We start from the raw sequence: 12,685 nt of genomic DNA on the forward strand, positions 1-12,685 counted from the left end.
AATCCCGAAAATACCCGAATTGTCGGGTTAAGTGTGTTGAAAACTTATTTGTGAACCCGGTTGCTTAACTTACTTCTACAGAGGAATTTAACTTAAATCCTTATTAAGATTTCTTCTTTCGGGCGACAGCTTTTTTAACTGTCTTTTTTGCCTTGGGTTTTACTGCTTTCTCAGCTTTTGCTACAGGTCCTTCAACATCCTCTTTCTTTTTAGTTACAACAGCCCTACCCCATCTTCCCTTCTTTTCCGGGGTATTGGCGGCAAGTTCCAAACACTCTTCTAAAGTCAGTTCCTTTGGTTCTTTGTCTTTTGGGATTTTTACATTCTTCTTGCCGGCTTTGATATAGGGACCAAAGCGTCCATTCAATATTTGTATATCCGGGTTCTCATCAAAGAGTTTAATGGTTTTGTTGGCATCTGCAATCCGTTTTTGTTCAATCAACTCAATAGCGCGCGCATGGGTGATGGTGTACGGATCTTCTCCTTTGGGTATGGATACAAATTTTTTATCGTGCAAAACGTATGGCCCAAACCTTCCGATATTAGCCACCACCGGCTTATCCTCAAACATGCCCAATTCACGGGGCATTTTCATCAGTTCCAATGCATCTTCAAGGGTAATATTTTCAATGAACTGGCCGGGGCGTAAGCTTGCAAACTTAGGTTTTTCACCACCGTTGTCATCAGGGTTTTCACCAATTTGTACATAAGCACCAAATTTGCCCAGCTTTACATAAACGTTCTTGCCTGTTTTCGGATCAACCCCAAGTTCGCGGTTTTTGCTGGCTGACGATCGCTCAACCTGTTCGGTCTTCTTTACTTTTTTATGAAACGGTGTGTAGAAATTATCGAGCATCTGATGCCACTCTAATTTACCGGTGGCAATTTCATCAAACTCTTGTTCAATTTCTGATGTGAAAGAGTAATCGGTAATGTCGGGAAAATGATCCACCAGGAAATCGTTTACCACCATGGCGATGTTAGTAGGAAACAATTTGTTTTTCTCGGCACCGGTTATCTCCATTTCATCACGTTTTGAGATTTCATCTCCAGCCAGCGTTAATACGCGATAAGCACGTTCAACACCTTCACGGGTTTCTTTGACAACGTACCCACGCTTTTGCACGGTGGAGATTGTTGGCGCATAGGTTGAAGGCCTGCCGATGCCTAGTTCTTCAAGCTTTTTAACAAGGCTTGCTTCGGTATACCGGGGCGGATTGCGTGAAAATGTTTGTCGCGCCATTAACGCATCCAGGCTCAACACCTGGCCAACGCTTAATGGCGGAAGAACTTTACCATTCTGCTCATCATCTTCATCATCGCCCGACTCCATATATACAGACAAAAATCCCTGGAATTTAACTACCTCACCAGACGCTGTAAGGGTTCGTGGATTAGTGGATATTCCGATAGTAGCCGTAGTTTTTTCCAACTCAGCATCGGCCATTTGCGAAGCAATGGCGCGCTTCCAGATTAACTCATACAGGCGCTGTGCATTCCGGTCCATACCCGGATCGAGTAGGGAAAAATCGGTAGGACGAATGGCCTCGTGTGCTTCTTGTGCACCCGATGATTTGGTTTTGTACTGGCGAAGGTTAACAAACTCCTTTCCGTAAGCCGTTTCGATCTGACGCTTGGCACCTTGTTGCGCCTCGTCCGAAAGATTAACCGAATCGGTACGCATATAACTGATTTTACCTGCTTCATACAGTTTCTGTGCCACCATCATTGTTTGTACGACCGAAAAACTGAGCTTTCGCGAAGCTTCTTGTTGCAAAGTTGACGTAGTGAAGGGCGGGGCCGGTGAACGCTTGAGGGGTTTGGTCTGCAAATCTGCAATGGAAAATGTAGCACCTTTACAGGATTCCAAAAATTCCAAGGCTTCTTCTTCCGTATCAAAGCGTTCAGGAAGTTCGGCCTGCAGTTGTTTGCCTTTACCTAAATCAAACTGAGCGGTTACACGAAAAGCCGATTTTGCTTTGAAGTCGGTTATCTCACGCTCACGTTCAACAACCAGGCGAACGGCTACCGATTGAACGCGTCCTGCCGAAAGACCTGTTTTGATTTTTTTCCAAAGTATTGGCGAAAGTTCATACCCCACAAGCCGATCCAATATCCTGCGCGCTTGTTGTGCATTAACAAGGTCAACGTCAATACCGCGGGGGTTTTCAATGGCATTAAGTATTGCCTTTTTAGTGATCTCGGTAAAAACTATCCTGCGGGTTTTTTTATCGTTTAAATCAAGCGACTCTTTTAAATGCCAGGCTATAGCCTCTCCTTCACGGTCTTCATCGCTTGCGAGGTAAACCATTTCGGCTTCTTCGGCAAGCTTCTTCAGTTTATTGATAACATCTTTTTTATCGGGGCTGATTTCGTATGTTGGTTCAAAACCATTTTCAATATCAATTGCACCAGAGCCCTTGGGCAAATCGCGGATATGCCCCATACTGGAGGCCACCTTAAAATCCTTTCCCAGGTATCCTTCAATGGTTTTTGCTTTAGCAGGTGACTCAACAATTACAAGATTTTTTCCCATGTCATCACATTATCAAAGAGCCCAAATATCTGTAAAATTTTAAAAAATCAAATTTGACAAATCATTGATGATGGTTTGCTGATCGTGTAGCAACCCATTTTTATAGTTTGATAATGATGTTGAAAAGCGAGTATAAAACGTTGCACAAAGTGCTGATTAACAGTCGTATCAAGCCGGTTCCAAACCATGCTAATGCAAAACAAAAAATGCTTGAATTGAAATACCAGAAATGCATCATTAAAATTTATTAACGAAGGCACTGCAAGCGCAAATAATTGCGTATCGTGGCCACAAGCAGGCAAAAATTATTTATCCGGAAAGAATTTATATTTTTAGCGCGTTAACAAGCACTAATCAATCTTTCATGAGCGAGCTTATTGCACAAATAGCAAACGAAATTTATACTCCCGTTGCTTTTCTTTTAATACTTGGCGGGCTGTTCTTTTTAGTTTTTTCACGCTTTGTGCAATACAAGTATTTCAAGCACGCCATTAACATACTGCGGGGCAAGTACGCCAATCCCAACGATCCCGGACAGATTAATCCCTATCAGGCACTCTCTACAGCGTTGGCGTCCACGGTTGGCATGGGGAATATTGCCGGGGTTGCTGCAGCCATCACATTGGGTGGTCCCGGGGCGCTCTTCTGGATGTGGGTTACTGCCTTAGTGGGCATGTCGACTAACTTTTTCACCAGTACACTTTCCGTGATGTATCGTGGCAAAGATTCAGCAGGTGAAATACAGGGAGGCCCTATGTACGTAATCCGCGAAGCACTTGGAAAAAAGTGGCAACCCTTAGCAATTCTATTTAGCGTGTGCTGCCTGATCGGTTGTTTACCGATTTTTCAAGCTAACCAACTTACACAGGCCATTGTAGATATTGGGATTGACGATGAGAAAATCAGGACATCCACCTTTACGTTTGTTGGTTTTGTTATCAGCACACCAAAATTTATTATCGGAAGCACCCTCATGCTTATTGCAGGCGTTGTTATACTGGGTGGCATTCAACGCATTGGAAACTGGGCCGGTAAGATGGTGCCCATGATGATCATTATTTATTTTCTTTCTGTTTTCGGGATATTAATTATGCACCTGAACCAGATACCCCATTATTTATGGATGATAATAGCCGATGCCTTTGCTGCAGAAAATTACAATGGCAGCCCGGCATTGGGAGGAATAGTCGGTGGCTTAATTATCATGGGTATCCGAAGGGCTTCTTTTTCTAATGAAGCCGGAATTGGAACAGCGCCCCTTGCTTTGGGGGCTTCCAAAAGTACAGAACCTATACGTGAAGGCCTTGTGTCTATGTTAAGCCCTGCGATCGATACATTAATCGTTTGCACATTGACAGCATTGGCAATACTGGCTACCGATGTGTGGCAAACTTCAGATGCGAAAGGTGTATCCCTTACTGCGGCTGCCTTTCAAGCAGCAATGCCCGGGTATGGAAAGTACGTTCTGTTACTGTGCGCATTTTTCTTTTCCATTACATCTGTTTTCTCATACAGTTATTATGGGAGTAAGTCGCTTTCATTTTTACTTGGTGTAAGGGCCAGCAAATGGTACAATTATTTTTATTTACTCACCATTGTACTGGGCGCAATCGCATCCATGCACGATATCATGAACATCATTGATATTGCTTATGCGTTAATGGCTATCCCCACAATGCTGTCGGGGTTTGCACTAGCGCCTAAAGTGATGAAAGAAGCCAGACGCTACTTTGCCGATTTGAAGAAGAACGAAGGTTAAGAAATTTCTACCGGGCGGGCATGATAATCAAAAAGGCCACGCTCCTTTATGGCTTCAGCTACTTTGTGCGGAACATACTTTTCCCAGCCGGTGGCACCGTTTTTAATCATGGCCAAAACATTATCGGAGATAATATGCAGGTTTTTAACGTTGGCGTCTTGAATGTCCTCCAACTTGTTATTATCCATCAGGTACCTAAATAAATTTTTTAAGTTGACCGGAAGATCAACCTCAAAGTCATTCAGTGTTAACAATTTTTCTGAATCACGTATGAGTGCCGGATAGATGTAAAGCTTAACGTTAGTTCCAAACAACGATGCAAAGCATTCCAAAATTCCGCCACGGGTATTCTCATAGGTTTTTTCGTCAAAAACTTTTTGCAAGGCATTTATGCCCATGATAATACCGATTTTCTTGCCTTTGGTAATGCGCGAGAGGTAATCAACCAAGCGGTAATACTCGAAGTAATTTGAAATTAAAACGTGTTGACCCAGCGAGCATATAATATCGGCACGGTGCAGGAAATCGGTTTCATCAATCGTGCCGTCAGCACTCAAATCGTTTAGTGTAAGTTCGGTCAGTACCACAATTTTTGACCGCTCAACGTCTGGCTCGTGCTTGAACTTTCTCCGTGCGGCCAGCAGCATATCTACGTTTACATGGGTGGGTGGACGGAACCTGCCGCGCAAAACCAACACATTTTTCTTATACAGCTCGTCTGATGGCTGCATCACTTCACCATCGGGACCAAACATAGCTGCTTTTGTCAAACCGTTTTTTACCAGCTTCAACGCCATCAACCGGTTATCCACATGTTTAAAATCGGGGCCGGTAATACGAAACATATCAATTTCAATCCTACGGCCATGCAGGCCATCCAACAACGACATCAGTATTTGTTCAGGATCGCTGAAAAACGTACAGGCATAAATCATATTAACACCCACCACACCCAGTGCGTATTGCTGCTGCAATGGGTCGTTATCGTGCATTTTCACATGGATAACACAATCGTTGTATTCGGCCTTGGGTTGCAGCTGAAACCGCAACCCAATCCAGCCATGCGCCTGGTTGGTGCGTTCAAAATTCAAAATCTCAACCGTGTTGGCAAAAGCAAAAAAGCGGGTGGTCTCTACACGGTGCGGAAGCCGCTCGGCCAATAATGGAAATTCATGCTCAAGCATTTTCATGAGGCGGGGCTCACACACGTAGCGTTCGCAGTACCCGTAAATAGCATCACTGAATTTCATGTCATAAGCTGACATGGTTTTAGCGATGGTGCCAGAAGCGCCACCTGCCTTGAAAAAATTTGCTGCTACCTCCTGCCCTGCTCCAATTTCAGCGAAAGAGCCGTAGACCTCTTTGCTCAAATTTATTCTGAGCGCCTTCTCTTGCGTGGTAAGTTTCCTAAATTCATCCATAACCCAACTGTTGATTAAAGCCCTGTTAAAAAAATCATTTCAAAGTTAAACAACCTATTAACGAACGCCCCATCCTTTATTGCTTTTTTGATAATTGACCTTTAAGGCCTATTTTTCCATCCTTACTTATATCTATAACACATGGATTTACGCGGAGGTTTTACCAGCAGGATAGGATTTATACTGGCAGCGGCAGGTTCGGCCGTAGGCCTAGGCAACATCTGGAAATTCCCTTACGAAACCGGTCAGAACGGTGGTGCAGCTTTTTTGCTGATCTACCTAGCCTTAACCTTCTTATTATGCTACCCGGTTATGATTGGCGAGATCGCCATTGGCAGGGGGGCCGGGCTTGATGCCTTCGGTTCGTATTCTAAACTAGGAGGCAAAAAATGGGGTTACCTCGGTTTGTACGGTATCATCTGTGGAATTATGATCCTATCCTTCTATAATGTTGTAGCCGGGTGGGCATTCGGTTATTTCCTTGAAATTTCATTTAGCGATTTGCTGGAGGAACAAAATTACGGGGCGTTTTTCGGGCGTTATGTGGTTGATTTCTGGGACAACCTGATTTTTTCCCTGTGCTTCATGTTTATCACTGCATTTATTGTTATTAAAGGAGTTCAAAAAGGCATTGAGCGGGCTTCCAAAATCATGATGCCCACGTTGTTTATCATTCTTATAGCACTCATTATATATAGCCTCACCCTGCCCAATGCTATGGCAGGAGTTCGGTTTTACCTGCTGCCCGATTTCAGTGAAATAACCATCGAGACCTTATACTCGGCCATGGGCCAGGCGTTCTTTTCATTATCGCTCGGTATGGGCGCCCTGATTACCTATGGTTCGTATGTTGACAAAAACCAAAACATACTAAAATCGGCCGCCACCATTACATTACTGGATATTGCCGTGGCCTTCCTGGCGGGCTTGCTCATCTTCCCGTTGGTTTTTTCGCAAGGGCAATCGCCTGAACAGGGCCCTGCTTTGGTGTTTGTGGTGTTACCCGGAATTTTTCAGGCCATGGGGCCTGTGTTGGGCAAAATTATTGGCGGGGGTTTTTTCCTATTGCTTTGTTTTGCCGCGCTTACATCAACCATTTCTTTGCTTGAAGTACCGGTGGCCTATTTTGTAGATGAAAAGAAAATACCGCGAAAAATCAGCGTATGGACGTTGGCTACCCTGGTTTTTTTACTGGGTTTACCCAGCATGCTTTCACAAGGTGCGGTGAAAATGTTTTCGTCATTACCTTTTTATAACGGCAAATCAACCCTGGATTTTGTGAGCGAGGTGTTTTCCGATATCAGCTTGCCGCTGGGCGGATGTTTGATGACTTACTTTATTGCCACCCGGTGGGGCACAAAAAATATGAGCGAGGAATTAGCGCATGGCAATCCTACCTACATAGGTTCATTTTATGAACGCTACATTAATTTTACCATTCGCTACATATGCCCGGTATTGCTCGGTATATTTTCTCTCATGATCATTATTGACAAGTTTATTGGTTTTGACAAACTGGGATTGAAGTAGCAGGCATTTTTACCCTTCTCAATGAATTCATGGTTAGGCAAACATGCACTTGTTTTAAACTGGCTTCAGCAGCGACTTAGCGAACGACAATTTTTAATTCTTTCCAGCGTGCTGGTGGGTTTAACGGCAGGTCTTGCTGCGGTACTTTTAAAGACACTTGTTCACTTTATCTACAAAGTAGTTTCCAGCGACTACAGTCTGCCTTTTCAATTTTCGATTTACATCTTCCTTCCGTTTATTGGTTTACTACTCTCGGTATTCTATGTGCAACGATTTCACAAAGACACCTTTGATAAGGGGACTGTATTTGTACTTTACTCGATAACCCGCAAGTCAAGCTTACTGGCTCCCTTCCACATGATTGCCCATATCATTACCAGTGCCGTTACTATTGGTTTTGGAGGATCCTCTGGCCTGGAAGCACCTATTGCTACAACAGGTTCGGCCATTGGCTCGAACTATGCACGCACTTATCACCTGAATTACCGGCAACGAACACTGTTGCTTTCCTGCGGTGCTGCAGCGGGAGTTGCAGCAGCTTTTAACGCGCCTATAGCGGGCGTACTATTTGCCATTGAAGTACTGTTGCTTGACATCAGCGCCACCGCTTTTATTCCATTGATTATTGCGGCCGCGATGGGCGCCTTATGCTCCAACATCATTCTTCAGGATGGCATTCTGCTATCCTTCAAAACGCAAGTGCCTTTTAATTTCCATAATGTTCCTTACTATTTATTGATGGCTGTTTTTGCCGGATTGATATCAACCTATTATTCAAGAACTTTTTTAAAGATTGACTCGTGGTTTAGTAAAAGGAAAAGTCCTTATACGAAGGCATTACTGGGAGGTATCATACTTGCAGTATTGATTCTGATGTTCCCTCCTCTTTTTGGTGAGGGCTATTCGAGTGTTATTGCACTGTCCGAAAAAAATACAGCCGCATTATTAAATACCAGTCTGCTTAAAGATTTCATCACCAATGAATGGATAATTCTGTTTTTTATAGGTTCGATTATGCTTATTAAGGCTGTAGCCGTAAGTGCCACTATAAGCAGCGGAGGAAATGGAGGTAACTTTGCCCCATCCTTAATGACCGGAGCTTTTCTGGGGTTTTTCTTCGCACGGGCTGTCAATCTTTCAGGGCTAGGCAAATTACCGGAAAGCAATTTTACCCTGGTAGCCATGGCTGGTGTAATGAGTGGAATACTGCATGCCCCACTCACCGCCATATTTCTTATTGCCGAGGTAACTGGAGGTTATGGACTAATGATCCCCCTCATGATTGTTTCCTCCATCAGTTATACCGTGGCTAAATTTATTCAGTCTGAATCCATTGAAAGCAGAAAACTTGCTGAACGAGGTGCTGAAATCATTCACGACCGGGACAAAAAAATTCTTTCTGATTTATCACTATCTAATTTAATCGAAACCAATTTTCAAACGATTCAGGAAGCCGCCCGGCTTCGCGACCTGATTAAGGTGATTGAGAAAACAACACGAAGCATAATACCTGTTATCACAGCGGATGGTAAACTTGCGGGTGTGGTGGAACTCAACTCCATTCGCGAAATTATGTTCAATACAGAATTGTATGACCAGGTATTGGTTAAGGAGTTGATGCGTAAATCGCCTGCAGTAATTGAACCTTTTGAATCGATGGATGAGGTGATGAAAAAATTTGATTCGACCGGGTCGTGGAATTTACCAGTTACCGAGAATGGGAAATACTTAGGGTTTATTTCAAAATCGAATATTTTCAATAAGTACCGCAGCTTGCTTATTGAAAAATCGATGCACTAAGCTTTCGTGTACTTTTCACGCGCATATTCTTTCATTTCTTCCCACAAATCAGGTGGTGGCGGCAAGCCCCGGTCGAATTTATCCAACAGCCATGTAACAATTGCTTTTTGCATCTTAAATCGCTTGGCTACATCTTCGCAAAACTCAATTTCACGCTTCTCCACTTTGCCATCGGCATATACCATAAGCATTAAATCATAAAGCAGGTTCATCCGGTCGTGGAAATTATCCGGAATGTTCAGCTCAAACGTTTCTTTGGAATCGACAAGGTTTTGAATTTGCCAATCTTTCAATCCGTACTTTTTCCCGATTTTAAAAAGGAGTTCAAGCTCCTTTTTATGGATGTTCCCATCGGCATTGGCCAGGGCTAACAGGTTTTTTAAGTGGTTCTTTTTGTAGGATAGATACTGGTGCTCGAAAAAACCTTTCATGGCTGTGGTTGCATTAATTGGCTTGGCAAATTAAACAAACGAGGCTTTTGGTCAAAAGCCCCGTTTGCATTACCCGGCACCTATGTAAGGTTAGTCTACCCATTCAGCAATAAACAGATTGGTATCGCGGGTACCACCATTATTGCGGTTTGAGGAAAACACAAGGTATTTGCCATCGTACGAAAACATGGGGAATGAGTCAAATACTTCATCGTGCGAGATTCGCTCAAGCCCGGTTCCGTCTTCATTGATCATGAACAGGTTAAACTGGAAACCACGCTGGCCATGATGGTTCGATGAGAAAATAATTTTTTTGCCCGATGGATGATAGAATGGCGCCCAGTTTGCCTTGCCCAGGTTTGTTATTTGCCTAAGTTCAGAACCATCAACATTGCAGACAAAAATTTCCATGTTGGTCGGTGCCACAAGTCCCCTGGAAAGGTAATCTTTATACTCTTTTATCTCTTCATCAGTTTTTGGACGTGACGAACGAAAAACAATTTTACTTCCATCAGGCGAAAAGAAGGCGCCACCATCGTAACCCAACTCGAACGTTATTTGCTTCACATCTGATCCATCAATGTTCATGGTGTACAAATCCAAATCTCCATTGCGGGTTGAGGTGAAAACAATTTTGTCACCTTTTGGGGAAACCGTTGCTTCGGCATCATACCCGGTTTCGCGCGTCAGTTGCTTTACAATATTGCCTTTCAGATCGGCCACAAAAATATCGAACGAAGGAAAAATCGGCCACAGGTACTTGCCGCCCGGAACACGTTCAGGATCTGGTGGGCAGGCATCACCTCCCAAATGGGTGGAAGCATAAACAATAGTGGTATCGCCCGGTAAAAAATAAGAGCAGGTTGTGCGGCCCTTTCCTGTACTAAGCATAACGGGTTTGTTATGCTTCAAATCATCGTGACCAACTTTAGTAAAAAAAACCTGGTCGCACCCAACGCCCCAGGTTTTATAGTTAGATTGGAATACCAGCATGGAATTGTCAAAACTCCAATATGCCTCGGCATTGTCGCCCCCAAAGGTTAACTGGCGAAGGTTTTTAAGGTGGGTTTCCTGTTCATATTTTAAATTATCCGGTTGGTGTGTTTCTCCTACAGTCTCTCTTTTTGAAGTACACGAAAAGGCAAAACAAGCTGCGCTTAGGATAAGAAGTATTCGATAGATCATTTTAGTTAAGTTAAGAAGCCGCAAAAGTATAAGGATGGAGGATTTAATTATACCCCATCACGAAAGATAAATACCGCTTGTTCCAGGCTGTCAGGCAGCCGCTGATGTTTCCTCTTTCAGTGCGCGCCTTAATATTTTGCCTACGTTGGTTTTAGGAAGTTCGTTTCGGAACTCATAATGGCGCGGCACCTTATAGTTAGTAAGGTTTTCCCGTGCATAAGCTTTTACTTCGTCCTCTGTTAAGGATGGATCGCGCTTAACAATAAATACTTTTATGGCCTCGCCCGATTTTTCATCCTCCACACCAATGGCCGCGACTTCAAGTATCTTCGGATGGGCTGCCAACACGTTTTCAATTTCGTTGGGGTAAACATTGAACCCCGAAACCTTGATCATGTCCTTTTTCCGGTCGACAATTTTGAAAAAGCCCTTTTCGTTCATAAACCCAATGTCGCCCGTGCGGAACCATCCTCCCGGGAAAAATACACCTGTATTATCCTTTTGCCAATAGCCAGACATTACCTGGGGACCACGGGCGCATATCTCACCGATTTCGCCCTGTGGAACAAGGTTTCCGTCATCATCAAAAATAGCAACCTCCGTACTGGGCATGGGCAAGCCAATGGTTCCCATTTGGTGAGTGCCATCCAGTGGATTGCAACACAGTACAGGTGATGTTTCACTTAGCCCATACCCTTCAACCAGGGGCTTGCCGGTAACCTGTTCCCATTTTTTTGCCACAACATCTTGCACGGCCATGCCACCGCCTACGGCTCCTTTCAGAAAGGAAAAGTCAAGTTTTGCAAAATCAGGGTTATTGAGCAGCCCGTTGAATAACGTATTAACCCCCGTGATAATAGAGAACTTATGTTTCTTCAACTCCTTCACAAAACCGGGTATATCCCGCGGGTTTGTTATCAGAATGCTCTTTGCCCCTACGCTAAACATAAGCACACCATTTACGGTAAGTGCAAAAATATGGTACATGGGAATAGCCGTAATAATTACCTCTTGAACACCCGGTGATTGTTTTAGGAACGGCTGGAACCAAAAGGTTACCATGGAGTTATGCGCAACAATATTGCCATGCGAGAGCTGAGCACCCTTTGCAACCCCTGTTGTTCCACCGGTGTATTGTAAAACGGCTGTATCATCAAATGTGATGGATGGTTTTGTAAAGGATACGGAAGCTCCTCTGTCAAGTGCTTCAGTAAAGGAAACGGCCGTTGGCAAGCTGTAAGCCGGCACCATTTTTTTTATTTTCCGCACAACAAAGTTTACCAGCCACCCTTTCAAACCACCCAGCATATCTCCCAACTGCGTAACAATAATATGTTTAATAGGTGTGTTAGCGATAATCTTTTCGAGGCTGTGCGCAAAATTGGCCACGATTACAATTGCCTTTGCACCCGAGTCTTTAAACTGGTGCTCCATTTCGCGCGGTGTGTACAAGGGGTTGGTATTCACAACGATGAGCCCGGCCCGCAATGCACCAAAAAAGGCTATCGGAAATTGCAAGACATTTGGCATTTGAATGGCTATGCGATCGCCCTTTTGTAAACCAAGACTTTGAAGGTACGCGGCAAAGTGTAAGGAAAGCCTGTCCACCTCAGCATAGGTCATGGCTTTACCCATGTTTTCAAAGGCAACACGGTCACTGAACTTCTTGCAAGATTTTTCAAACAAATCCGTGAGTGAATCATAGTCGTGCATATGGATTTCACTTGGAATTCCTGCGGGGTAATTTTTAATCCAGGGCGATTCTATCATGATTAAACAGCTTTAAAAAATTACAAACGTTTGTTTGAATCAAATATAAAGGACAATCCTAAAACATGAATGCCGTTGGCATCAAAAACAAAAAGTCCTGACGTTACCGCCAGGACTTACTCAAACTTAATTAACCACGAAGAGTTTGCTGTAGAGGGAGGGTTCGAACCTCCACGGGGAAGTTAGCTACAGGACATACAGAGAGAACATTAGTGGTCAACCCCAGCCTGCCGAAGCGTAAGCCCTGGCAGGC

Annotated in this window: 8 protein-coding genes; 3 read left to right on the forward strand and 5 right to left on the reverse strand. The window is 43.8% G+C overall.

Annotated features, from left to right (window positions below):
• Nucleotides 1-103 precede the first annotated feature (103 nt).
• Nucleotides 104-2,536 (reverse strand): type I DNA topoisomerase, encoded by a 2,433-nt coding sequence (gene topA, locus KIT51_11200; protein UYN85452.1) that lies wholly within the window; start codon nucleotides 2,534-2,536, stop codon nucleotides 104-106.
• A gap of 364 nt (nucleotides 2,537-2,900) precedes the next feature.
• Here topA and KIT51_11205 point away from each other — a divergent pair, with 364 nt between their 5' ends.
• The gene (locus tag KIT51_11205; GenBank protein UYN85453.1) at nucleotides 2,901-4,295 is read left to right on the forward strand and encodes an alanine:cation symporter family protein; all 1,395 of its coding nucleotides are present in this window, start codon (nucleotides 2,901-2,903) and stop codon (nucleotides 4,293-4,295) included.
• Here the strand turns inward: KIT51_11205 and KIT51_11210 are convergent.
• Nucleotides 4,292-5,716, reverse strand: a complete 1,425-nt coding sequence (locus tag KIT51_11210) for a TonB-dependent receptor (protein UYN85454.1) — start codon at nucleotides 5,714-5,716, stop codon at nucleotides 4,292-4,294. The two genes, KIT51_11205 and KIT51_11210, sit on opposite strands and share 4 nt — an antisense overlap.
• Nucleotides 5,717-5,857: 141 nt before the next feature.
• On the opposite strand from KIT51_11210, the gene KIT51_11215 reads away from it, so the two are divergent.
• Together KIT51_11215 and KIT51_11220 are read left to right on the forward strand one after the other, a co-directional pair.
• The gene (locus KIT51_11215; protein UYN85455.1) at nucleotides 5,858-7,246 is read left to right on the forward strand and encodes a sodium-dependent transporter; all 1,389 of its coding nucleotides are present in this window, start codon (nucleotides 5,858-5,860) and stop codon (nucleotides 7,244-7,246) included.
• A 21-nt stretch (nucleotides 7,247-7,267) separates the two neighbouring features.
• Complete coding sequence (locus KIT51_11220) at nucleotides 7,268-9,046, forward strand: chloride channel protein (GenBank protein UYN85456.1); 1,779 nt, start codon at nucleotides 7,268-7,270, stop codon at nucleotides 9,044-9,046.
• Here the strand turns inward: KIT51_11220 and KIT51_11225 are convergent.
• From KIT51_11225 to KIT51_11235, 3 genes are all read right to left on the reverse strand, one after another.
• Nucleotides 9,043-9,477: a TerB family tellurite resistance protein gene (locus tag KIT51_11225; GenBank protein ID UYN85457.1), complete on the reverse strand. Its 435-nt coding sequence runs from the start codon at nucleotides 9,475-9,477 to the stop codon at nucleotides 9,043-9,045. The genes KIT51_11220 and KIT51_11225 overlap by 4 nt on opposite strands.
• Nucleotides 9,478-9,567: 90 nt before the next feature.
• Nucleotides 9,568-10,662: a PD40 domain-containing protein gene (locus KIT51_11230; GenBank protein ID UYN85458.1), complete on the reverse strand. Its 1,095-nt coding sequence runs from the start codon at nucleotides 10,660-10,662 to the stop codon at nucleotides 9,568-9,570.
• A 90-nt stretch (nucleotides 10,663-10,752) separates the two neighbouring features.
• Nucleotides 10,753-12,432, reverse strand: a complete 1,680-nt coding sequence (locus KIT51_11235) for an AMP-binding protein (GenBank protein ID UYN85459.1) — start codon at nucleotides 12,430-12,432, stop codon at nucleotides 10,753-10,755.
• Nucleotides 12,433-12,685 lie beyond the last annotated feature (253 nt).

This window comes from Cyclobacteriaceae bacterium, from assembly GCA_025808415.1.
Taxonomy (GTDB): domain Bacteria; phylum Bacteroidota; class Bacteroidia; order Cytophagales; family Cyclobacteriaceae; genus UBA2336.

Coding starts and splice junctions, on each gene's coding strand:
- topA (UYN85452.1), bottom strand. CDS start 2,536: ATGGGAAAAAATCTTGTAATTGTTGAGTCACCTGCTAAAGCAAAAACC.
- KIT51_11205 (UYN85453.1), top strand. CDS start 2,901: ATGAGCGAGCTTATTGCACAAATAGCAAACGAAATTTATACTCCCGTT.
- KIT51_11210 (UYN85454.1), bottom strand. CDS start 5,716: ATGGATGAATTTAGGAAACTTACCACGCAAGAGAAGGCGCTCAGAATA.
- KIT51_11215 (UYN85455.1), top strand. CDS start 5,858: ATGGATTTACGCGGAGGTTTTACCAGCAGGATAGGATTTATACTGGCA.
- KIT51_11220 (UYN85456.1), top strand. CDS start 7,268: ATGAATTCATGGTTAGGCAAACATGCACTTGTTTTAAACTGGCTTCAG.
- KIT51_11225 (UYN85457.1), bottom strand. CDS start 9,477: ATGAAAGGTTTTTTCGAGCACCAGTATCTATCCTACAAAAAGAACCAC.
- KIT51_11230 (UYN85458.1), bottom strand. CDS start 10,662: ATGATCTATCGAATACTTCTTATCCTAAGCGCAGCTTGTTTTGCCTTT.
- KIT51_11235 (UYN85459.1), bottom strand. CDS start 12,432: ATGATAGAATCGCCCTGGATTAAAAATTACCCCGCAGGAATTCCAAGT.